Annotated in this window: 21 protein-coding genes and 2 tRNA genes; 12 read left to right on the plus strand and 11 right to left on the minus strand. The window is 38.1% G+C overall.

Annotated features, from left to right (window positions below; all coding sequences use genetic code 11):
• Nucleotides 1-48: 48 nt before the first annotated feature.
• Complete coding sequence (locus OQX61_RS20980; RefSeq protein ID WP_265843774.1) at nucleotides 49-876, minus strand: helix-turn-helix transcriptional regulator; 828 nt, start codon at nucleotides 874-876, stop codon at nucleotides 49-51.
• A gap of 83 nt (nucleotides 877-959) precedes the next feature.
• On the opposite strand from OQX61_RS20980, the gene OQX61_RS20985 reads away from it, so the two are divergent.
• From OQX61_RS20985 to OQX61_RS21005, 5 genes are all read left to right on the plus strand, one after another.
• Nucleotides 960-2321 (plus strand): TolC family protein, encoded by a 1362-nt coding sequence (locus OQX61_RS20985; protein WP_265843775.1) that lies wholly within the window; start codon nucleotides 960-962, stop codon nucleotides 2319-2321.
• A 20-nt stretch (nucleotides 2322-2341) separates the two neighbouring features.
• Entirely contained in the window at nucleotides 2342-3394 is a 1053-nt protein-coding gene (locus OQX61_RS20990; RefSeq protein WP_265843776.1) for an HlyD family secretion protein, read from the plus strand.
• 5 nt (nucleotides 3395-3399) lie between these two features.
• Nucleotides 3400-4983, plus strand: coding sequence for an MFS transporter (locus OQX61_RS20995; protein WP_265843777.1), 1584 nt, complete (start codon nucleotides 3400-3402; stop codon nucleotides 4981-4983).
• Between the two features lie 259 nt (nucleotides 4984-5242).
• Nucleotides 5243-5318: transfer RNA gene (locus tag OQX61_RS21000), tRNA-Lys, on the plus strand.
• Nucleotides 5319-6039: 721 nt separating this feature from the next.
• Nucleotides 6040-6501, plus strand: coding sequence for a hypothetical protein (locus OQX61_RS21005; protein WP_265843778.1), 462 nt, complete (start codon nucleotides 6040-6042; stop codon nucleotides 6499-6501).
• 23 nt (nucleotides 6502-6524) lie between these two features.
• On the opposite strand, the gene OQX61_RS21010 is transcribed toward OQX61_RS21005, so the two are convergent.
• Together OQX61_RS21010 and OQX61_RS21015 are read right to left on the minus strand one after the other, a co-directional pair.
• Nucleotides 6525-6887, minus strand: coding sequence for a TlpA disulfide reductase family protein (locus OQX61_RS21010; protein ID WP_265843779.1), 363 nt, complete (start codon nucleotides 6885-6887; stop codon nucleotides 6525-6527).
• A 386-nt stretch (nucleotides 6888-7273) separates the two neighbouring features.
• Nucleotides 7274-7615 (minus strand): hypothetical protein, encoded by a 342-nt coding sequence (locus tag OQX61_RS21015; RefSeq protein ID WP_265843780.1) that lies wholly within the window; start codon nucleotides 7613-7615, stop codon nucleotides 7274-7276.
• Between the two features lie 42 nt (nucleotides 7616-7657).
• Between OQX61_RS21015 and OQX61_RS21020 the strand changes: the two genes are divergently transcribed.
• The 3 genes from OQX61_RS21020 (at nucleotide 7658) to OQX61_RS21030 (ending at nucleotide 9862) form a co-directional block, all read left to right on the plus strand.
• Complete coding sequence (locus tag OQX61_RS21020) at nucleotides 7658-7981, plus strand: hypothetical protein (RefSeq protein ID WP_265843781.1); 324 nt, start codon at nucleotides 7658-7660, stop codon at nucleotides 7979-7981.
• Nucleotides 7982-8123: 142 nt separating this feature from the next.
• Nucleotides 8124-9422 carry a PQQ-dependent sugar dehydrogenase gene (locus tag OQX61_RS21025; protein WP_265843782.1) on the plus strand — a complete coding sequence of 433 codons (1299 nt, stop codon included), beginning with the start codon at nucleotides 8124-8126 and terminating at the stop codon, nucleotides 9420-9422.
• Nucleotides 9423-9427: 5 nt separating this feature from the next.
• Nucleotides 9428-9862 (plus strand): cytochrome c, encoded by a 435-nt coding sequence (locus tag OQX61_RS21030; RefSeq protein ID WP_265843783.1) that lies wholly within the window; start codon nucleotides 9428-9430, stop codon nucleotides 9860-9862.
• A 143-nt stretch (nucleotides 9863-10005) separates the two neighbouring features.
• Here OQX61_RS21030 and OQX61_RS21035 read toward each other — a convergent pair whose 3' ends face one another.
• The 5 genes from OQX61_RS21035 to OQX61_RS21055 form a co-directional block, all read right to left on the minus strand.
• The gene (locus OQX61_RS21035; protein WP_265843784.1) at nucleotides 10006-11580 is read right to left on the minus strand and encodes a glycosyl hydrolase family 28 protein; all 1575 of its coding nucleotides are present in this window, start codon (nucleotides 11578-11580) and stop codon (nucleotides 10006-10008) included.
• A 280-nt stretch (nucleotides 11581-11860) separates the two neighbouring features.
• Complete coding sequence (locus tag OQX61_RS21040) at nucleotides 11861-14809, minus strand: glycosyl hydrolase family 28-related protein (protein ID WP_265843785.1); 2949 nt, start codon at nucleotides 14807-14809, stop codon at nucleotides 11861-11863.
• A gap of 201 nt (nucleotides 14810-15010) precedes the next feature.
• On the minus strand, nucleotides 15011-15184 hold the full coding sequence (locus OQX61_RS21045; RefSeq protein WP_265843786.1) for a hypothetical protein: 174 nt from the start codon (nucleotides 15182-15184) through the stop codon (nucleotides 15011-15013).
• A gap of 5 nt (nucleotides 15185-15189) precedes the next feature.
• Complete coding sequence (locus OQX61_RS21050; RefSeq protein WP_265843787.1) at nucleotides 15190-15468, minus strand: hypothetical protein; 279 nt, start codon at nucleotides 15466-15468, stop codon at nucleotides 15190-15192.
• A 165-nt stretch (nucleotides 15469-15633) separates the two neighbouring features.
• Nucleotides 15634-16431, minus strand: a complete 798-nt coding sequence (locus tag OQX61_RS21055) for a CHAD domain-containing protein (RefSeq protein WP_265843788.1) — start codon at nucleotides 16429-16431, stop codon at nucleotides 15634-15636.
• 472 nt (nucleotides 16432-16903) lie between these two features.
• Between OQX61_RS21055 and OQX61_RS24360 the strand changes: the two genes are divergently transcribed.
• Nucleotides 16904-17116 carry a KTSC domain-containing protein gene (locus OQX61_RS24360; RefSeq protein WP_265843789.1) on the plus strand — a complete coding sequence of 71 codons (213 nt, stop codon included), beginning with the start codon at nucleotides 16904-16906 and terminating at the stop codon, nucleotides 17114-17116.
• A 408-nt stretch (nucleotides 17117-17524) separates the two neighbouring features.
• Here the strand turns inward: OQX61_RS24360 and OQX61_RS21065 are convergent, their stop codons facing one another.
• Both OQX61_RS21065 and OQX61_RS21070 read right to left on the minus strand, forming a co-directional pair.
• The gene (locus tag OQX61_RS21065; RefSeq protein ID WP_265843790.1) at nucleotides 17525-17980 is read right to left on the minus strand and encodes a PA2169 family four-helix-bundle protein; all 456 of its coding nucleotides are present in this window, start codon (nucleotides 17978-17980) and stop codon (nucleotides 17525-17527) included.
• Nucleotides 17981-18064: 84 nt separating this feature from the next.
• Nucleotides 18065-18436 carry a hypothetical protein gene (locus OQX61_RS21070; protein WP_265843791.1) on the minus strand — a complete coding sequence of 124 codons (372 nt, stop codon included), beginning with the start codon at nucleotides 18434-18436 and terminating at the stop codon, nucleotides 18065-18067.
• A 271-nt stretch (nucleotides 18437-18707) separates the two neighbouring features.
• Between OQX61_RS21070 and OQX61_RS21075 the strand changes: the two genes are divergently transcribed.
• From OQX61_RS21075 to OQX61_RS21085, 3 genes are all read left to right on the plus strand, one after another.
• Nucleotides 18708-18777, plus strand: a tRNA-Cys gene (locus OQX61_RS21075).
• A gap of 172 nt (nucleotides 18778-18949) precedes the next feature.
• On the plus strand, nucleotides 18950-19126 hold the full coding sequence (locus tag OQX61_RS21080) for a DUF6496 domain-containing protein (RefSeq protein ID WP_265843792.1): 177 nt from the start codon (nucleotides 18950-18952) through the stop codon (nucleotides 19124-19126).
• Between the two features lie 90 nt (nucleotides 19127-19216).
• Entirely contained in the window at nucleotides 19217-20359 is a 1143-nt protein-coding gene (locus tag OQX61_RS21085) for a YncE family protein (RefSeq protein WP_265843793.1), read from the plus strand.
• Between the two features lie 36 nt (nucleotides 20360-20395).
• Here the strand turns inward: OQX61_RS21085 and OQX61_RS21090 are convergent, their stop codons facing one another.
• Entirely contained in the window at nucleotides 20396-21967 is a 1572-nt protein-coding gene (locus OQX61_RS21090) for a sulfatase (protein ID WP_265843794.1), read from the minus strand.

Consider the following 21967-nt stretch of genomic DNA (forward strand, 5'->3'; position numbering starts at 1 on the left):
CGCAATAATCAGCCAAAAGGTATCCTTTCCGGCCAATTGCATATCTTATTATGCCAGCATAGTATCTAAGCCCAGCACCCCTTTCATTTTCACATATTCCGATGGCCTAACCCCCAGTGTTTTATAAAAAGTAGTGCTGAAAGTAGGAATGCTGTTGTAACCGACCATCGAGGCAACTTCCTTCACCGACATCTTATCCTCCAACAACAGCTGTACCGCAAGCATCATTCTTTGAATGGTGAGGTATTGGATAAACGACATGCCTACATCCCCTTGAAAAAGACGGGAAAGACTTCTTTCACTCAGGCCAAATTTGGTTGCTAATGCAGGGAAAACGATGGCCTCCGATAAGTTTTCTCCCATAAAGTTAATGACTGAAGCCAGTCGTTTGTCCTTCGCATAAGGGAGTGCTAAAGGCAATTTATACAAACTCACCTCTGGTAAAATTGCCTTTAAGGCCAATGCAAAGCGATAAGAACTTTTGTCGGTCTGGTCGATATCTCCACTCCATCGGTTGCTGAATATGATCATTTGCAACAATAAATCATTGACCGGATAAATGCCTTTTTGTGCATAAAATGGGTTTTCATCGGCCTCCACCGGAAAATAAAGGTTCCTCATGGTTACATCGGCAGAACTTGGATGAATGCTGTGCACTACTCCTGGCGGAATCCACATATAGTGCCTCGCAGGCAAGAAATACGTCTTTTGCGCTGTGCTCACATGAACCACTCCACCTTCTGTGTACAGAAACTGTCCTTTAAGGTGCTGATGAGCCGAAATATCCTGTTCTCCCATGAGGTCATGCATGCAATAGATGGTTTCCGGTGCTTTATCAACCTCTGTTAAATAGTAATCTTTATGAATATTAGCCATGGCGGAAATGAATAAACATTTGACCAGCAAAGATAATCAAGCCAAGGGAAATGATTGCAACTTTGTAATGAAAATTCTACACAATGAAAAAGCTCCCCCTTATTGCAAGGGAATCATTTAGTGCCTTGAGAAATCAACAGAGAAGCTTTCTCGGCACCCTACTATTAACAGGAACCATCATCATCCCTGTTAAAGCACAACAGCAACAAGTTTTAACTCTGCCACAAGCCCTCATTATGGCCGCCGAACACAACAAAGTGGTTCATAAATCCAGGGTACAACAGGAAATTGCGAAAGAGGAAATTAGAGAAAAAGAAGAAATGAGGCTTCCTGATGTCAATTTCCACGCTTCTTATGCCAGAATCACTGACCTGACAGAGTACAAACATGGCTTGACCGACAAAATGGTCACTGCTACGATACCGGAACAGGCAGATCTGACCTCCTCCGCAATAATGCCCCTCTACACTGGCGGACAGCTTAAATACAGTATCAGGAAAGCCAGGCAGGAACATGAAATCAGCGCACTGAACGTCCGGAAGACGGTAAACGACATACAGATTGAAGTGGTAGCCACTTATCTGGGCGTGTTTAAGCTGATGGAATTACAGAAACTGATTCTGGAAAACATTAAGGAAGAAGAAGGCCGTTTAAAAGAAGTCAGGGCCTTTAAAGCACATGGAACGGTAACAGGCAATGAGGTGCTCAGGGCAGAATTGCAGTTGTCAGATATGCAACTGCGCCTTTTATCTAACAAAAGAAACATCGCTATTGGCCTGCACGACTTACAAACCTTATTGGAATTACCTGAAGAACAAGTTTTGAAACTGGACACCAATTCTTTAATCAACAGCACGCTGCAACTTATGCCTTATGCTAATTACCTGCAATCTGGTTTCCGAAAAGAAGAAATGGCTATCGCCGAAAAGCAGGAAGAGATTTCTGAGACGGACCATCGCCTTGCGAAAAGTAACTACTATCCAAAGCTTTCTATATTTAGCTCCTACGGTTATAACTACCCTAATTACCTATTCTTTCCGCCACATGATAACGGCTATACCTTTGGTAAAATCGGTATAGAAGCCAATTTCAGTTTGTCGAATCTGTACAAGAACAAAAGCAAAATGAAGCTGGCAGATAAAAGAATTGAAGAAGAAAAGACAAATACTGAAATTCTGAAAAACCAGATCAGCGATGAGGTTTTCAAACAATACACCAGGTACCAGGAGATAATGGATCAGCTACCGGTTACGGAGAAAGCAAAAAGACAAGCTACTGAAAACTACAGGATCATCAAGCTGAAATACCTGAATCAGCTGGCACTGGTTACCGATATGCTGGACGCAGACAATGCGCTATTCCAGGCAAAATACAATGTCGTATCCACACGGATTGATGCTTTAATGAAACACTACGAATTGCGTTACGCAGCAGGACAACTATAAATCAGCACCTTACCTTTACAATGAATACATCAAAAGCGCCTGCACCGCATGGCCCCTTCCACACATTATTTACTATTCTCGCCGGCTTAATTGCGGCGGGAGGCCTGATCATGGGCATCTGGTTTTTCATCTTTTACAACAACAATGAGGAGACTAATGATGCTCAGATTGATCAATATGTGACCCCTGTAGTGACCCGGATTACCGGTTACGTGCAGGAAGTAAAATACACAGAAAACCAGTTTGTACATAAGGGTGACACCTTAATCGTCATCGACAACAGAGAATACCAGGCCCATCTGGACATGGCTTTATCCGAAATTGAAAACGCAAAAGAGCATGTTGGCGTGTTGCAAAGAAACGTAGCGACCACCAGAAGTAATACAGCGGTACAGCAATCTCAGCTGGATGCGGCAAAGTCACAGGTCTGGAAAGCGGAGGAAGAATATAAGCGTTATGCTGCCCTTTTAAAAGAAGATGCCGCTACGAAACAGCAGCTGGAAACGATGAAGGCCAATTACGACTCCGCCAAAGCGCATTATGAAGAAATCTTACATACTTTACAATCCACCGCTTTGAGCACTTCGGAAGCTTCATCCCGCGTACCGGTAGCAGAAACAGTAATCGTTGGAAAGAAGGCGGCAGTAGACAATGCGGCCTTATACCTCTCCTATACCATTTTAACCGCACCTTATGATGGCTGGGTGGGTAAGAAAACTATTCAACCCGGACAATTGGTTAAAGAAGGACAAACCCTGGTTTCTGTGGTGAGTCAGGAGAAATGGATTACGGCGAATTATAAGGAAACTCAGGTTGGACAGCTGGTAATCGGGCAGCCAATTACTTTTAAAGCAGATGCCAGTGGCGATCAGGTCTTTAATGGGGTTGTAGAATCCTTCTCTCCGGCAAGTGGCGCAAGGTTTTCTATGCTTCCTCCGGATAATTCGACCGGGAATTTTGTCAAGATTGAACAGCGCATTCCCGTGCGGATTAGACTGACAGGCTCCCCAAAAGACACTGAATTTTTACGAGCAGGGATGAATGTGGTCGTTGTTGCTAACCATCAGAAATAACAGCCATGGCCAGCCAAACTGTATTTAAGCCCTGGATGCCTGATTGGGCAGTAAAAGCCGTGCTCATCTTTTGTATGCTACATTCCATGGTGTTATTAGGACTGTACACCTCCAATATGACTTACTCCGCCAGTTTTCTGGACGTCGAGGTCGAGGATTTGCAATATGCGATGAGCATCACTTATGGCACTTTTCTGGCCACTATACTGATTGAAAGCAGGATTTTCAAGTTCTTTCCCACCCGAAATTACTTCATGACCATCTATTTTCTGGCCGCCCTCACCTTTATCATTTCCGCATATACACATGATTATGTATTGTTTATCATTTTAAGGATGGTTGAAGGCGTGCTAATGGCCTTACCCTGGATTCCTTTGAGGCTGTTGCTGCTCACAAGATTTAAGTCTAAAAATGCCATTATTGTGGTCTTTTCCCTGACTTATGGCACTTTACTGATCGCCTCCCCTTTTATCATGAACATTGTGGTCTGGTTGCTGGAAAATTACGATTGGAAATACATGGCCTATGGCTCTGCATTTTTCCAGTTTCTTTGTGTAGCATTGGTGTTGATCACTTTTAACGGACATCGTTTTCATAAGAAAACCCCACTTTACCAGGTCGACTGGGCAAGTTTTGTATTGGTACATACCGCAATTCTTTGTGGGGCATTTGTATTGGTCTATGGTGAAAAGAAGTATTGGTTCCAATCAGCTGAGATCATCCTTGCCACCGCCATTACAGCGGTTAGTTCGGGTTTATTCCTGGTGAGACAGCTGTTGGTGAAGCGCCCTTGCTTCGATTTAAAGGTTTTCCGCTATGCCAACCTCCGCACAGGTTTGGTCTTATTTGTACTCTTTTATATTTCCAGAGCGAGTCTAAATATCTGCCACAGTACGATGAGTAAGGTTTGGAACTGGGAACCGGTCAGGGTAGCAAATATTCAATATTTCAACGCGCTGGGTGACCTTATCGGGATTTTTATTGCGGCAATCCTGCTTTCCCGTGCTGTGGCGACCAGGTATATTTTCATTCTTGGATTTAGTTTGATGGCGATTTACCATTTATGGTTCACTTTTCTCTTTGTCCCTGATGTGTCTTTGCAGGATATTATCTTTCCTTACGTCCTTCAGGGCGTCGCTGTGGGCGTTTTATTTGTTCCACTGGTGCTTTTTACAGTCTCCTCTGTTCCGGCGCAGCTTGCCCCTTTTTCCGGCACCGTGGGCGTGACTGGTAGATTCTGGGGCAGCACGATTGGCTTTTGTCTGATGCAAAATGCGCAGGTATTTTTGGAACAGAAACATTATAGCAAATTCAGGGAAATAATCGTTCCGGAACGTCCGGAGATTCAGGAACAGCTGGGTAACTTTGTTCAGAAGTTTCAAAGCAAAGGCTTTAGTCTGGATGAGGCTAGTAAACTGGCCCTGCAGCAGGTTACAGGAAACCTGAGGAAACAGGGTGTTTTGTTGTCTAATATGGAGATTTTTACCGGAATTGGTTTGGGATTGATTGTTTTGGTGGTGTTGCTCATTTTTAATCGTCACATGAGACAGACTTTCGATATATTTAAAAACAGGATTTGGGGCAGTTAGCGATGTTTTTTAGAAGATTTGCCAGGAAAGATTACTTGACAGGGCATTTATTCCTTTGTTTTGAGGGTTGACTTAAAATAAATATCAAAATAATTATCCTATTCTAAAAATCAGAAACATTTGATTACTAAAGCGATACAGCTGAATAAATGTAAGGAAACAGGAATTTGTTAAAAATTAACACAACTTTTTTCCAAATTAATTAGCAACTTAATTTTATTTTTCTACCTTTGCAATCCCAAAACAAGGGAACTTAAATGATTCCGTAGCTCAGCTGGTAGAGCATTACACTTTTAATGTAGTGGTCCTGGGTTCGAATCCCAGCGGGATCACCAGAAATAGCAACAAAACGCTTAAAAGCCTGCAAATCAATTGATTGCAGGCTTTTTGTTTTTATCCAAAACTACAATTTATTCAATAAATCACATATAAAATTGAGTGATTCGGTGAGTAAATTGAAATTCCCCAGACTCACCGAATAAACACACAACATTCTGACACACAGAAAGTTCACTCATCAAACGACTTGACATCCATTAACTGCAAGGCTACTTTTGTTTAACCTTTATGTATCTTTCTCCAATCCGTACCTATCTCCGGAAATATTTCGTAGTGAGACTTTCCGATCAGCTGTATATTCTCAAGGGCATAAAAGCTGATCCATTTATCAGGTACCGAGGAAACTGTAATGATATTTTTTAACAATTGAAGATTATCCATTTAGGATTGCAAGTGATGCTTTGAATTTAATGATCTGAGGTACGCAAATTTTTTGGTTGTATTTTGTCTGCTATATCTGTTCCATTAGAGAAATGTTGTCCAGTTAAGTATAAGCCAAACCAATCTTATCCAGCTCCATTTTTACAGCGCTTATACACCGATTACTGATCATGTAAGATGTAATACCATTGAGATTACATTTTTACAGCGAAACATTGCAGAAGGAGTGGAAAAAAGGAAAAAGAAGGAGTGATGACCACAATCAATTAAACCCTTGATCACAATCATGTATTTGAGAATAGCTTTTACACATCTTTGAGCATAAATAATAATGATATGGAAACGCTAATAGATTCGACATTGTCCGCTGAGTTTCAGGAACTATATCTTGAAAACAAGGAATGGTTATCAGATATTCTTTTTCTGGAAGATGAAATGCGGTTTTTCAAAAAACTTTTCGATCGGGTACTTTCTGGTACGATCGAAAGAGAAAACCTTCAGCAAACAGAGATGATCAGTGCAAAGCTGAATTTGATATTAGAACGACGAAAACAACTGAAAACTGTTTTGGAAAGCCGTAAAACTCAAATTGAACAGCTATTGGCAGGAAGTGCTGTAACGATTGGGATCGAATTCATTGAGCAGGATGCTGCCATCATAGCCGGGATCAGATCATTAATGGCTGATGAAAAGTTGCTCAGGGACAAACTGTTTATGCTTGCTGAACAACAAAAATGTAATGTGGGGCCTATTGTAGCTGCCAAACGTCTGAAGGTTCAGCGTTATCCCATTTTTTAGGCTGTTTAATTAATGAATACTAGCTAATGCGGTGGTTGGCCAAACTGTGCTGTAAATGAATAACCAGTAGACCGCATAAAAGGGATCACAAAATCATCCTGTTCAGGCATTCCGTTAATTCCAATATATGCAACCTGATTAGTGCTAAATTTCTTAATAACAGATTCCAGATGCGGGAATTCTGCCCTGCATGGCCCACATCCCGGAAACCATAAAGTAAGCAAGATTACTTTTTCTTTAAGGTCTTCCAGGGATATTTTACTCCCGGATTCGTAAGTTTGAAATGAAAAATTAGTGGTTGGTTCAGCATTAGCATGCCGCATTGCCCCTATTTCCTGATCAACCAGTATACTGTCCTTGCCTAATTTTGTCGCATATTTAAGCATAGCAGTTCTTAATCTATCGGAAGGTTTTTTACTATAATTTACAGCAATACTGTCATAAGCAGACTCAGTATTTCTTAACAGATCCGCAACCTAAGATTTAAGCAATAATAAACTTTCCTGCGCATAAATATAACTATCACTAAAGCCATTATTCAGTCTGATACCGTTAAGCACTACCAATGCTTTCCCGTACTTTCGTTAATGGCAAAACCGAAATTGCAGTAAGCTCACCAAAACGAGCAAAAGCTGATTTTGCTCTTAGAAAACCAGGATCCTCCATCCAACAATGGTCTTCTTTTTTTAAAAGCAATTCTGCGATAAGGTGCATCGCCTGACTAGAGCCATTAACCAACACAATCTGATCTGCAGTACAGCTGATGGAACGATTAGTCCTCAGGTAATCTGTCAGCGGCCTCCCTTAAAGGAAGAAAGCCTTGGGCACTATCGTAGCCCAAATGGAGTTTGTGAATATTGCGATACACATTAGCAGCAATCTTTGCCCATATCTGAAATGGAAAATCAGGTAGAGAAGGTATGGAGGGCTGAAAAGGCAACATCACTTCCTGCCCAATATAGTTTAAAACAAATTTAGCATGCAAAGGGATTTTGGCAGTTTCAACCAGTTGATAATCGAAAAACCAGCACTTAAAGCCCATGGAACAAACTATGAGCTTTTTTATTTCAACTTGCCAACATAATTGAGTAACTGGATAATAAAGGTTATTCAAATACTCCTTTGATTTGCTTATTTCATATCACAAAAAAAACACATGAATTCAAAAATTATTCTCTTTATCATTTCCTTGTTTTACACCACTAATTTATGGGCACAAAACAACCAGGTAATTATTATCGAAACCCAAAACACCAGCTTGGTTTTTAGTGGGGAAATTAATGGAAAACTATATCAGCGCTACCTAGGCAAATCATTACCAAAAGCTAATTATGCCAAACTAAGGAACATAAATGATGCCTATATAGGAGCCGGAATGGAAGATGTTTTTGAGCCAGCAATTCGTGTTGTTCACGCAGATGGAAATCCATCCTTAGACTTAAGGTTTAACAACCATAAACGTTGGACAAAAAGTAGATAGAGTTCATGTAATAGATAACGCTAATGAAAACATCAAATTAATGATTACAGAAGCTGGAGATAACATTTTAGATGTTGCGAAACGAGATGTTTTCATGTAAAGTATTAAAAAAATAAAACTTCAAACATAATTCAACAACAAAATGAGAAAAAAAACAATTATACCACTGTTTATTGGCTGCCTTGTAATTGTAGGCATTTCATTCTCCTTTATGAACAAACATAAGAATGATGTTACTCCATTTAAACCCGATGCCGATAACGCTGGACTAAAGTTGCCAGTTGGTTTTGGAGCAAATAAAGTTGCAGACAATTTGGGTAAAGCACGCCATATAGTGATTACCAAAGATGGTAGCATATATATTAAACTAATGAAAGTAGTAGATGGAAAAGGTATTTTGTTTCTTCAGGATAAGGATAAAGATGGAAAATATGAAGTTCAGACTGCTTTTTGCAATTACGGTGGAACAGGTATTACCATTAAGAATGGCTATCTATATGCCTCATCCGATAAAGAAGTATTTCGTTATAAATTAGATGAAAACGAACAAGTAATTGATCCTGCAAACCCAGAGAAAATCATTACTGGATTATTAGCTGGCAGGCAACATCAAACCAAATCTATTTTATTAGATCATGAAGATAACATCTATGTAAACATTGGTGCCCCTACTAATTCTTGTCAAGAAAATGATAGAGGATTGGAGTCTAAAGGCAAAGTTGGTTGTCCCATTTTAGATTCGGCCGGCGGAATATGGCAATTTAAGGCTAATAAGCTAAATCAATCTTATGCTGACGGCTTAAGATATGCTACAGGAATTAGAAACGTAATGGGCTTAGATTGGAATACACAAAATAATACACTTTATGTAATGCAACATGGTCGAGACAATTTAAACTCTTCATGGCCCAAGCTTTTTAACACAAAACAATCTGCCGAAATTCCGGCTGAAGCTATGTATATGATTAAAAAAGGAGATAATGCAGGTTGGCCGTATGTTTATTATGATACTTATCAGAATAAAAATATCCTTGCCCCAGAATATGGCGGAGATGGAAAAAAAGAAGGCAGTAAAGAATTTATCAATCCTATAGTGGCATTTCCAGCACACATGGCACCAAATGCCTTATTATTTTATACAGGTAATATGTTTCCTGAAAGATATAAACAAGGTGCATTTGTTGCTTTTCATGGCTCATGGAATAGAGCACCAGAAAAACAGGCTGGTTATTTTGTTGCTTTTGTTCCATTTAAAGATGGAAAACCAGCTGGCGAATGGGAAGTATTTGCTGATGGTTTCTCTGGTTTAAATGAGGTAATGGTGCCAAGAGAGGCATTACATAGACCTTGTGGTTTAGCCCAAGGACCAGATGGCTCATTATATGTTACAGATGATGTTAAAGGAACTGTTTATAGAATTGGATATAATATTAATAAATAAATTAAATGAAGAAAATAATATGTGCTGCCATTTTAATAATTGGATTTTTATCAAATTCAAATGCACAAATCAAAAAAAAGAATATAGTAGCTAAAACCCCTACAAACCAATTGGCAAAAGGAAAAATATTGTATGCCAAACATTGTGTAGTTTGCCATCAGGCTGATGGTGGCGGAGTAATGGGTTTAAACCCACCATTAATTAAAACCGATTATGTTTTAGGCGACCAAAAAAGATTGATCAATATAATATTAAAAGGCCTGGATAAAGAAATTGAAATTGATGGCGAAACTTACGCAAACCCTATGCCTGGACTAAGCCACCTAAGCGATCAGGAAGTAGCAGATGTTTTAAGTTATATCCGTAACAATTTCGGGAATAAGGCCAGTTTAATTAGTCCTGCTCAAGTTAAAGTGATCAGGGCTTCGAAGACTAAATAAATCTCGGAAATAACTAAAAAAGGCTGCCCCGGAAAGGAGGTCACTGAAAAAGCCCTTTAGGTTTTAGAGGTCATAAAAGGAGTAGAAAAACTAACGTTTTCTACTCCTTTTATTTTATCTTAAAGTGTCATTAGAACTACTTATTAATTTGATTTAGCGTCACTTGCAAACGCTAGTTGTTTTTTAATTGAAGGAGCATTATTCTTGTCAACAATAATACTTTTACTATTGGCACCTTCAACTCTTACTAAAGCTTGTGCCTCAGCCTTTACAGCGATAGCATTAACATTAGCTCCAATTACATTTTCCAGGCGGATAATTGCTTCAGCACCTTTTGTTTCTGGCAAATTCCAATTGCTAATGGTAATATCTTTACCATCTTCACAAACTAAAGCAGGGCGTACATCATTACTGCCTAAATTAAATTTCACATTAATCAATTTAAGGCCTTTTACATGACGAGCCCAAACTCCATAAGCTGGTATTTTTGGACCAAAGGTTTTAATTTCTGGATATTGATCTATTGCTTCAGGAACTACCACACGTGCGTCTTCTATATTACCTCCGCCAGCAAGGGTAATTTCTATATTTTCTAAGGTTAAATTGGTAATATCATGGCCAGGTACACCTGTAATTAACACACCAGATGGTGGGGTTAATTGTGCTGCATCAGCGGCTTTGGCTTTCACGTTTCTAATCACTACATTTTCAAAAGTTCCTGTGGCTTGTTTGGTTTCTGTATCCTTACGAAAAACACTTAATCTTGAACCTAACCTAAACAACATAGGCGTACGTACTTCATCCATTGTTATATCTGAAATAAGTATATTTCTGAGGTAAGCACCATCAACGGTTAACAATTTAATACCTCCGTTTTTGGTATCATAAATATGGCAATTGGTAATCTTAATATTTTCAAAGGGTGCCATAGATTCTGTACCCATCTTTATACCGGCTTGACTACTTTTTAACCTTAAACCAGACACTTCAATATCTTTACAAGCCATTTTACTTGATGTAGTTTTAAATACCAATGCATCATCTCCACTTACCACATCACAATCTTTAATGCGTACTTGTTGGCATCCGTCAATTCCAATCCCATCATTATGTGCAACGCCTACGCTTTGAATTTTTACATTTTCAATTACAATCTGTTTACTTTGAAAATAATGTGAGGTCCAGGCACCTGCATATTTTAAAGTCACTCCTTTTACAGTTACACCAGTACACCTTACAATTCGTACTAAAAATGGTCTTAATCCCCATCTTTGTCCTTCCGGGCGAGTATCTGTTAATATGTGTTTTGCTTTTATTGCAGAACCTTGTCCGTCTATTGTCCCTTTACCTTCAATGCCTATATTTTTTGCATCAACAGCAACGAGTAAGGCCCAACCAACATCTATCCCTAAACCTTCAGTAAATGGATCTAAATTTTGATAATCTTTTAAATCTATACTACCCAATAAAACTGCATCTTTCTGTAAATAGAGGATAACATTATCTTTCATGGCTATGGTACCTGATAAAAATTTACCCGCAGGGATGATTACCCTACCACCTCCATTTTTATGACAAGCATCAATAGCTTTTTGGATAGCTTGCGAATTTAAAGTAGTCCCATCACCAATTGCCCCATATTTAGTGATGTCAAAATCTACTGCCTTTGCATGGCTCAGAATGAATAGAAAAAACAATAATGTACTTAATTTTTTCATACAATTTACCTTTAAAAGAAAAGTATTAAACCGATTGGTCGTTTATATTTGATAATGCAACTACGTGATAATTAGTTAAGTTTTACCCAATTGAATTGTCCTTTTATTCAACAATATTGGCATCAAAAAGTGCGATCTGAACTTTTTAATGTACCTCTAATTGAAATTGGATTTAAGTACCCTACCATAACCATAAAGTGTGGCTGTTTGGCAAGTGGTTTATATATCATATGTATTATTCATTTAAAAATGTTTCAAATGCTTGAGGCAATAAATAAAATTAATTGAGTTTTAATAATGCTTTAGGATTTTTACCCTGCACATCATCATCGTAAAATATTTTATCTATTTTAATTTGAGATGCATTTTTTAAACCAATCACCGTAGGGTTATCCATCGGTTTTACCATTTTCAATTCCGAAAGCTCTGCACCAATTACATCATCTAAAAACATCACATAACGACTGTCCCTTTTCTCGTAATTAAATAAGCTTTTTTTAACCGTTAAGCCCATTACATGCCTGGCCCATAAACCATAAGAAGGCTGCACTTTTAAATTAGAGACATTATACTGCCCAACACCCAATTCTGGAGATACTTGTAAAGTATCAGCAACTACATTTCCCCCTTTCACTAAAACGTGTACATCTGTAAAGGATACATTTTTGATATAACCCGTATGTTTACCATTAGGGAGTTTAAAATCTAGTCCGCCTACTACTTCTGAACTATCAGGCAGCTTATAACCCGCTATGATCGGACTAGCTTTACGTTGTTTACCATCATAAGGCTTCCAACGGATATTTGCGTCGCCATAAGAACTTCCACCATAAACCTCCGCTATATCAACTCCGTTAATTATAATATTTTCTACCAAGCCAATGTTCACATTCTTAACCAGCAGTTCATCATGTTTTACTCCATTATCAGTAAAGGCATATTTACCTACTTCGGCACCTAAAATCCGACCCCGGTTAGAGATAGAGATAAAAAATGGTGTTGTAGAACGAAACATTTTAGACCTGGAGTGAAGAGATCCGGTGTGCCCACAATTAAGATGGATATTTTTAATGTGCGCTCCATCATTGGTCGAGATAGAGAAACCTGCTTTATTTGCTCCCAGAACATAAATATTGTCTACACAGATATCCATGATATCATCAGCAGTTTCTGACCCAATTTGAAATAAATTACAATTGGTATCGCCTATAATGTTGCGCACTTTATAATTATGTGCAGGTCTTGTAAAACCCAATGAACAATCTGAACCTGGTTTAACAATATCATCAGAGCTTACCTTACAATAAATATTGGTAACAGTAACTTCATTGCAGGCCATAAAATCGTAAATATCACGAACATTGGAAGTGCTGTTTTTTCCAAAATAGGTATTGTGAACATTGATTGAATCAGAACCAGTTGCCAACAACGCAAAATGCCCTGCCCTATCAATATTCAGCATGTTTTCTACGTTAAAATCCTTTGTACCATCCTTAGCGATATAATAAGGTTCATCTTTAATTGGATCATACCATAGGTCGTTAGCTTTAGCCAGACCTCCTATTTCTATATTGGTGCAAAGTTTTAATGTAAACATTTTATCGGCTCTATTATCGGCTGCATTGTTCATTACATTGTCGCCATTTACTAAATTGCCATCACCTGTAATTCTACCATTTCCAATAATTTTAATATTATCCAGGCGTTCGCCAAAAAACATAGTGTTTCTAAAATAATGATGACCTACATCTTGTTTAGTCAGGTAATTTTCTGGATCGGCATAAGGGCCAATGGCAGTTGGGGATAAGCCTGAGCGATATTTTTTATCACTAAACCAAGTAGTTTCAGGTGCATCAGCCCCTTTTACAGCTTTTATGGTAGCTTCCTTATCTATAAACAAGTAAACATTGCTTTGCAAATGAACCGTTTTAACTAAATATGTTCCTTTGCTAAACCACAGCGTGCCTCCCCCAATCTTATTCAAATAAGCTATTGCTTCATCAATTTTTTGAGTATCATCTAATTGATCATCTGCATTGACCCCAAACTTTTTAATAGCTAATTTTCCGGTATAAAATTGAGCCTGATTAGAAAACCCTTGGTGCTCGCCATCTTTTACCAATAACCTAAAACTATACAGTAGATCAGGCTTTAGGTTAATCACTTTTGCCGTTCCCTTTTTAGCATCGATAACTGCAGCAATAGTAGACCAGGTTTTGCCTTCATTTATAGATGATTGTAATTGTATGTTTTTAGTATCGCTAATTAACGACCATTTAAAGCTTGTTGAAGTATATGTTTGTTGAGATTCTTGATAGGCTAAGCTACGATTAACCACACGTTCAAAATCTGCAATGGTTTTGGTTACTTTTAAAACCGCTGTTTCATTTCCTGTTCCAGCGCTACTTAAAACATTTGGTTGAGCGGTTGTGTAAATAGCTTTAAAAGTAAGGTTCCCACTATCTTTTAACCTTACTCCATTTATGTTGATAATTAAGTCGGCTCCGTTTGCAGGTCTAAAATCTAAATGTTTAAGAGTGATCAGCGCTGTGCCATCTGCAGATTTAGAAAGAACTACATTTCCAACCTTTGTATATGAATAACGTGAGCCCACCCTACCAATTGACTGACTTGACAATTCGCTTAGCTTTACAAAACCTCTGCCTATCACGTTAATACTTGTGTTTTCTAATGCAGGCTCAATTCCTTTCGGTAAAAACAATTGAACAGTTGCATCTGGACTTCTTATTCCCGCTGTGTAGGAAATGGTGATGGTTTTAGTAGTCTGTTGAGTAATTTGAGATTGCGTTAAGCTCAACTTTCCACCTAAAGCCCCTGCTCTTAGTAAAATTGAATACTTTTTTGTGGTGTTTCCATCTTGTGCCGTAACCTTTAATACATCTCCTTCCTGCACAAGACCAGCACTTTTAACAGTTCCATCCTTAGATATAACCTGATAATGCTGCCTTGAACCATCAGCCGATTTAATTTCACTGATCAGTTCACTAACTGTTGCTTGTGTAGCAACCAAACCTTTATCCTCTGGTGTATCTACCGTAAAGTGATACGTGCTTCCTGTAACCAACACAATTTGATTGGTGTTGATTTGAGCAATGTGTATATTCTTAATGCCATAACCAATAGTAGTACTTGAACTAAGCGGAATAGCAAAAGTGTTATAGGTAATTAGTTGTGCAATGAAGAGAATAGCTACTATCAGTTTATTCATTTTAAAAATTCTTAATCTGTGAAAGATAGGGTATCACCAGGTACAAAAATTAGCATTTTAGTAAATGAAATTAACATCTGGTTTTTACATAAAAAAAACCTTCAGAGGAATCAATTGTTAAATTATACGAAGGTTTTTTATTAGGGCTGATGGCTTTAAGACTCTTATCTTAAACAAAGTCCAGTACTAACAAGTACTGGTTCATCTATAAAATTTGCATTTCTGTAAAACCTCAGCCATAATGTTAATATTTCCCTCAGCATCATAAGTTTTCCAGGTGTTTGAGATAGGCCAGCCATCATCGTCGTAGTTCCCTTTAGCTGCTATAAGATCCCCGGTGTAATAAAAGGTCCACTCTCCAGTCCTTTTACTCATCTTATTCAATTTGCCTGAGCTGTATACCGTGCCGTCTTCGCGAAATTGCCTGTTTTCCCCGACTCTTTGGTGTAATTGATTTCAGATTCAAGTTGCCCATTTTGATGGTAGGTTTTCCAGTTGCCTTGCTTATTCCCGTTTACCAGCTCCCCTGTTTCCTTTAATGACTTTCCATCAGGCCAGTACTTTTTATGGTTTTGGGCAAGGCTTGAGAATGAAAAAACAACGGTTAAAATCAGTAAAATTAATGTACCTTTTAAAGAAAGGATTGTGGTATGTTTCATGCCTATACTTTGATGTGAAAATATGGGAAATCATTATTATTTGAAATGTATTTCCTTATGGTCATTGATAAGTAATCCCTTCCTTCAGTGCCTCCTCAGCCCTGAAATTTTGTGATTTAATGTAAAAAAGAGGCATGGGAGGAGTAAAAAGGAAAAGATCTGTTGTCAAAATGGAATTTTATTGACACGCAGCATAACCAGAGCACGGCGACGTGCCCGGGCTTTTTTATTTGTCCAACTTTTTTTTATCCGCTCCAATATGGCTTTGTCGTGCTTTGATAACTTACCTGATAGCGCGGTATTCAATAAAGTTAAACCAACAGCATAATCCAGGTATTCACCTAACATATCACTTAGCTTATCCAATTCATGGGTATCCGCTTTACCAGCGATGGGAAGATAGTTTTGAACAGTAGCATGAAATGATTTCAGACTATACGTTACATCTTTCAAGTGTTTTTTTAAAGAATGTAATTCAGCATCCTGGATTTTTGTTGTTACCAATCTATCTATGGTTTTGTTTTTTTTGTGAATAAACTTTCCCAATGTTTCTTTTGATATCCGATCAGGTGCTTTCTTTTTTAGATGTGTTATACTTTTTTGAAAATGAAAATTTCTTATAGCCTTAAACAGGCTATACTTCGCTCCTGCTATTTGTGGTAATACTTTGCGTGGATAGCGCTCTGCTTTATTAAAAAACGGGACGATGTTGTGATCATAGATTTGCAAATCCCGGACTCTGCCTGCATACTTATAGATCTTCTTTAATTTTGAATGGACCTGCAGCTTTTTTTTTATTGAGGGCTCCTGTCCGGCTAGACGCAGAAAAGCTCTTAGTTTCTTGACTCCAACTCGTAACTGGTGTATAGCTTCTTCGTCTCCAACAGATAGAATAATTGCAGCATACTTTTCAATATCCGTCATCCTTTTTTCCAGGTACTGTTTTATCTTCTTCTTTTTCATAAAATTAAGAATGCTATTTTTACGGATGCCAGAGAAAACAGTTTTAAGCAACAAGAATCATGCTCATGATCTTTTTCCAGAATATTAAAGCAGACTATTATACCTATGGGCACAAAAAACAGGCTTTGATTTGGTCCATAGCCATAATGCCAGGCGCCGTTTTAGCAAGAGCAATTGTGGGTGCATATTTAATGTTCCAACACACAGTTTCCTTTTCGCACAAGACAATAAGTCAGCCAGTGATTAAAGTCGTATTATTTAATAACGACCTCCATAAAACACTTCTGTTTATCACTTGTTAAAATAGTAAGCAAAAAAAAAGTCCTTTATTTTATTGAAAATAAAATAGAATCTACTGATTATTCAAAGGCAACCCCAATGCAAATCTTCATTCATGAGTAGACCACTTTTAAAATAACAAAACTGATGATGAATAAAATAAATCAGATTCATAAAAACAGAAACTACACAAATGCCTTCCACGGTCATAAAACATTTCAACTACAACGCTGAAAAGTGCATTCTATACATCACATTTGTATCAGGTCTTACTTATGCCTACACATCAGTTCCTTTGAATATTGTAACTATGTTTAAAATGGCAGGATCAAAAGGCAGATACTTTAATCATTTTATTAAAGGCCATTATGCATATAAAAAAATACACAACAAGTCAACTTCATAAGAGCCCGGGGCAGAGTTAAATTTCTAGACCTGCACTTTAAAATTTCTGGAAGGCAATATAAGAAACAGAAGAACATTTCTCTTTTTTCATCATACACCCTCCCCGTTTATACGTCTGAACCGTTCTTCAAGAGCACGACGCCAGTCTTGAATTGCCTCCTCAAGCGTATTTCCACTCCCAAAAATACCAGTTTCGCGATCTGGTCCCGACAGACAACAGAAAGTACTGCCGACCAAATACATAGTAGGCTTTAACTTTTGTACAGTCTGGTCGTACTTGTTATAATCAATTTCTATTTTAGTATTGGGGTTTATCGAATCAGTTGTCATCGCCTTATGATTAAAATTTATTATGAAGTAAATCTCACTGAAAATGTTGCAAATGCAGACCTAAGTAATCTGCTAAATCTTAACGGGCTAATCTTAAACGATAGCTTTCAATCTCTCTTAATGCCTCCAGAATACCTGTGCGCTGGCGCTGCAATAATACAATATGATCTAAATGAGAGCCATAATCTTCCAACACTTTATCATATTTCGCAATTGCTGCTTTTTCCCCGGTCTCTATTGCTCCCAAAATAGCTGCATCGTCTTTGCTACTTAACGCTTGTTTGATGTCGATCCAGGTACGATGTAAAGCACCTAAAATTCCACCTTGATCATTTTCTGAATCCCCTCCATGTTGAGCGATATGTTCCAGGAGTTCTATAGCGAAATCTCCCCGCTGAACTGAATATTTTAGAAATAATGCTTTCAACTCACCGCTGTCCGTAACCTCACTGGCAGAAGCATAACCTTCTTTTCCATCATTTACAATGTCCACCAATCCTTTCAGGTCGTTGATGATTTCTTGGTTTGTTTCCATAGTATATCATTTTTTGTAAAATAATACTTCGAAATTGAGGTTGATAATCCGATTTCTTCCAGAGAGGTGTTCCTGGAAATGAACTTACAGATCTTCCAGGTTGTCCTCATCATCGTCGTCATCCAATAACTCAAGGTCTTCTATTTCCTCTTGTGGAGTAATTGGCCCGTCCGAGTTTAGTGGTTCGTCATCTTCGTCATCGTCATCTGAAACATTTTCAGCTAAATCATTCTGATTGTCATCATCAAAATCATCATCTTCGCGCTCATTTACCTCTTCAGGTATAGGGTGATTATTATAATTGTTCTCCTCTAATGGCTTTTGTTCAGCCCTTTTGTCTGGATCTATGCCATAAGTCAGGTCATCCCTATCTTGATCCTCATACTGATTTTGTGATTCAGGACCTACTGCCTGCTCAGGATTTTGATCGTCTGGATTTTGATTTTGAGTTTCCATATTAGTTGTTATTTAATGAAAATTAAACTTAAGAAAGAGAAACGTCAAAAGGATATAGTCAATAATTAACAGTCTCATATACACATTGTTTCGAATCAAAAAAAAATACCATTTCGGCAAAAAAACATATACAGATCGCCCGCGTAAAAGATAAATTAAACGCTGTGATAAGAACAAACTCCATAAAACTGGAAAAAAAGGATAATTTATGAAAAAAAAATAAAACCATTGCCCGGATAAATTGTTGAACATTTTATCTGATTTACTTATAGGTCGAGTGGCTGAGTGGTTAGGCAGGGATCAGCAAAGTCTCTTACGCGGTTCGAATCCGATCTCGATCTCTCTTAAAGAACTAAAAAAATATGAACTTTAAAAAATCGATCTCCTCTGTTTCACAGAAATTATTGCACACTTAGAAGTCTGATATTACTAAGAAAGCTGCATAATAGTTTAAGATTGTAAGCTAACATTATTGAAAAAGCAGTAAGAATTGATTATTTAAATCCATGACATATGGCAAAGTATTCAAAAAAAGCTTCAGAGAAAGTAGAAGCCACTGTGCATGAAATGAAAGAGGGAAAATTAAGATCAGGAAGCGGGGGAAAAGTTACTTCCAGAAAACAAGCAATAGCGATAGGTCTATCTGAAGCTCGAAAAGCAGGAGCAAAAGTCCCAAAAAAGAAATCCTGATAATTACGTGTCCAATTTGTTTCTCAAATAATCAATAAAAACAACCATGAAAAGCAATAGACCTGAGGGCCAACGCCTAAAATACCATAAATGAAACCCTATCAAAGTTTAATTTGGATTTTATCGATGATTGGTTTTAGTTCATCATCAAATGTCATCAGGGAAGAAGAAACCTATTCAGGATTAATTCTTGAAAAGTCACAAATACTGCCTTCTGCCTTTGGGGTAAAAGCAGTATTATTCAATCCGGAGGGAACAAAACTATATGCACTCAACCTGGAAGGTGGCAGCATTTATGAATTCAGCCAATCAGAAAAAACAATCAGTAAAAAGATCATATTCCAGCAGACGAAGGCTCAGGGCCTGGATTACAGGACACATCGAACCATTTCCTCTTTTGCAGAAAAGCCCGTAGAAGGCTGCTTTAGTCATAAAATTTTATGGGTTTCCTTTCATAATGCGGGGGGCATCATGCCAATTTCCACTGATTTTTTGCCGTTGAGTAACACGGATAAAAACCTCTCCTATACAAAAGCGGTGGTTATTGATCTGATTAACCAACGTAAAGACACAATTTCACTCCCGCTCATTAAAACCGGAAAAACACCAAAAGTAATTGCAAAAACTGCTGACCAGAACAATTTACTTGTCAGCAACTGGAGTTCCAACACCATTTCGTTATTGAAACTAAATGATACACTGGCGCCATATGGAAAAAAAATAGCCAGTTTTAACATGCCATCTACACCAAGGGGCATTGCTATTGATGACAAAAACAATAGATCTTACATCACGATAATGGGTGGGAATAAGATCATAGTCATCAACAACAAGACATGGAAAGTGGAAAGATCTTTTATTGTCCCGGCAAATCCAAGACATATTTTAGCAGGTAACGACAGTCGTTTATTTGTTTCTTTTAATGCCAGCGCAAAAATCGCTTGTATAGATGCCAGGACAGGTGAAATTTTATTTATCGCAAAAACCGGTTTACAACCCAGAACCATAGTACTGTCTGAAAATCAGAAATTTCTTTTTGTCACCTGTTACGGAGGAAATTCAGTAGACATTTTTAAGATAACATCCAGGGCTTTTACCCGGATTTACACGCTCAGCTGTACCGGCAAACCTGTTGGGATAGCTATTTATGAGAATGAAGATAAGCTCGAAGCCTGGGTGGGAAATTATATAGCTGGTAATCTGAAGGTGTTTACCTTCAAAAAAGTCTACTAGTCTTCTTCTATTATTCCTGCATCATTTATAGTTAATTTACCAAATTGAACTTTCCATAATTGCCTTCATCTCAGGTCTGCCGGAATCATCATCCCCACTCTGTTCCTTTTGCTTCAGTAATTCAACTTTCATACCGGCGATCCGCTGTTTATACTCCGGATCATTAATCACATTGTGTAACTCCTTTGGATCTTTCAAAAGGTCATAAAACTCCCATGCAGGTGCAGTTGCTATTTTCGAAGCATCTTTCATTCCAAGGCCTTGTCCGTAGTAAAAAATCAATTTATAACGTTGGTCTCTGATCCCAAAATGAGCCGGTCTGTCTTTACTATGCTCCCAATAACGGTAGTACATGGATTTGCGCCAGGATTTAGGGCTTCTACCTTTTAAATTATCCCTAAAGCTCTCTCCCTGTATGAAATCAGGTTTTTTAATCCCTGCATAATCTGCGAAAAGCGCTGCAAAATCTATATTTAAAACGATATCATTTAAACGGGTTCCCCCTTTAATTTCTTTAGGATAACAGATCACAAAAGGCATTCTTGATGATTCCTCATACATCATTCTTTTATCAAAAAAACCATGTTCTCCCAGGAAGTAACCCTGATCTGAGGTATAAATCACAATCGTATTTTCTGCTAAGCCATTACTTTTCAGATAGTCCAGCAGCCGACCGATATTGTCATCAATTGCAGCGGCACACCTCAGGTAATCTTTAACAAACTTCTGATAGATTTTTTTACGAGCCTGAACGCTATCTAAACCATTGATGGTAAAGGGCATTCCAGGATAAGTAGTCCAATACCCTTGAGGGTTCTTCTGATATTGTTCCCAACGGCGTTCCAGATCTTCTAAATCCTGTCCTTTAAAGCTTCGGCCATTAGTTTCCGGACCAAAATCGAGTATAGATACCGGCTCAGGAATCGTTACCCCCGAATATAAATCGTTGTACCTTTCCGGATATTCCCATGGCTCATGAGTAGCTTTGAAATGAGTCATCATAAAGAATGGTTTATTTTTATCCCTTTGCTTCAACCAATCGATGGAGTAGTCTGTAACCAGATCTGTGTTATATCCTTTATGCACCACACCAGCCTTTTGCCCATCATCCTTCCAATCCTTTTCCGTCTTAAATGTAGGGTTGAAATACACCCCCTGATCGTCCATGACCATGAAATGATCAAAGCCTGCTGGCTGCTTCTTTAAGTGCCACTTGCCAATTAATGCGGTTTGATAACCGTTTCCCTGCAATACCTTTGCAATATTTGGATGATCCGGATTTAAAGCATCGCCCAGCGTATAAACGTTGTTTTTCTGACTATACTGCCCGGTCATGATCGTCGCCCTACTTGGTACACATATAGCATTCGTACAAAAAGCATTGTTTAAAACGGCACCCTCAGCCGCCAACCTTTTTATGTTTTTATTGACTACATAATCTTTCAACACACCGCCATAAATCCCCCAGGATTGAGAGGTATGGTCATCTGCCATAATGAAAATAATATTAGGCTTTACAGCCGGTTTACTATCTTTTTTTTGAGCGAACAAAGAGCATGAGGCAAGAAAAAAAGTGGCAAGCAGGAAGTCTTTTTTAAACAATTTCAT

Source organism: Pedobacter sp. PLR, assembly GCF_026239675.1.
Lineage (GTDB): Bacteria > Bacteroidota > Bacteroidia > Sphingobacteriales > Sphingobacteriaceae > Pedobacter.

Excerpts from the sequence above, each read along its gene's own strand:
- OQX61_RS20980 (WP_265843774.1), bottom strand. The coding sequence starts at position 876 with ATGGCTAATATTCATAAAGATTACTATTTAACAGAGGTTGATAAAGCA.
- OQX61_RS20985 (WP_265843775.1), top strand. The coding sequence starts at position 960 with ATGAAAAAGCTCCCCCTTATTGCAAGGGAATCATTTAGTGCCTTGAGA.
- OQX61_RS20990 (WP_265843776.1), top strand. The coding sequence starts at position 2,342 with ATGAATACATCAAAAGCGCCTGCACCGCATGGCCCCTTCCACACATTA.
- OQX61_RS20995 (WP_265843777.1), top strand. The coding sequence starts at position 3,400 with ATGGCCAGCCAAACTGTATTTAAGCCCTGGATGCCTGATTGGGCAGTA.
- OQX61_RS21005 (WP_265843778.1), top strand. The coding sequence starts at position 6,040 with ATGGAAACGCTAATAGATTCGACATTGTCCGCTGAGTTTCAGGAACTA.
- OQX61_RS21010 (WP_265843779.1), bottom strand. The coding sequence starts at position 6,887 with ATGCTTAAATATGCGACAAAATTAGGCAAGGACAGTATACTGGTTGAT.
- OQX61_RS21020 (WP_265843781.1), top strand. The coding sequence starts at position 7,658 with ATGAATTCAAAAATTATTCTCTTTATCATTTCCTTGTTTTACACCACT.
- OQX61_RS21025 (WP_265843782.1), top strand. The coding sequence starts at position 8,124 with ATGAGAAAAAAAACAATTATACCACTGTTTATTGGCTGCCTTGTAATT.
- OQX61_RS21030 (WP_265843783.1), top strand. The coding sequence starts at position 9,428 with ATGAAGAAAATAATATGTGCTGCCATTTTAATAATTGGATTTTTATCA.
- OQX61_RS21035 (WP_265843784.1), bottom strand. The coding sequence starts at position 11,580 with ATGAAAAAATTAAGTACATTATTGTTTTTTCTATTCATTCTGAGCCAT.
- OQX61_RS21040 (WP_265843785.1), bottom strand. The coding sequence starts at position 14,809 with ATGAATAAACTGATAGTAGCTATTCTCTTCATTGCACAACTAATTACC.
- OQX61_RS21045 (WP_265843786.1), bottom strand. The coding sequence starts at position 15,184 with ATGAGTAAAAGGACTGGAGAGTGGACCTTTTATTACACCGGGGATCTT.
- OQX61_RS21050 (WP_265843787.1), bottom strand. The coding sequence starts at position 15,468 with ATGAAACATACCACAATCCTTTCTTTAAAAGGTACATTAATTTTACTG.
- OQX61_RS21055 (WP_265843788.1), bottom strand. The coding sequence starts at position 16,431 with ATGAAAAAGAAGAAGATAAAACAGTACCTGGAAAAAAGGATGACGGAT.
- OQX61_RS24360 (WP_265843789.1), top strand. The coding sequence starts at position 16,904 with ATGCCTTCCACGGTCATAAAACATTTCAACTACAACGCTGAAAAGTGC.
- OQX61_RS21065 (WP_265843790.1), bottom strand. The coding sequence starts at position 17,980 with ATGGAAACAAACCAAGAAATCATCAACGACCTGAAAGGATTGGTGGAC.
- OQX61_RS21070 (WP_265843791.1), bottom strand. The coding sequence starts at position 18,436 with ATGGAAACTCAAAATCAAAATCCAGACGATCAAAATCCTGAGCAGGCA.
- OQX61_RS21080 (WP_265843792.1), top strand. The coding sequence starts at position 18,950 with ATGGCAAAGTATTCAAAAAAAGCTTCAGAGAAAGTAGAAGCCACTGTG.
- OQX61_RS21085 (WP_265843793.1), top strand. The coding sequence starts at position 19,217 with ATGAAACCCTATCAAAGTTTAATTTGGATTTTATCGATGATTGGTTTT.
- OQX61_RS21090 (WP_265843794.1), bottom strand. The coding sequence starts at position 21,967 with ATGAAATTGTTTAAAAAAGACTTCCTGCTTGCCACTTTTTTTCTTGCC.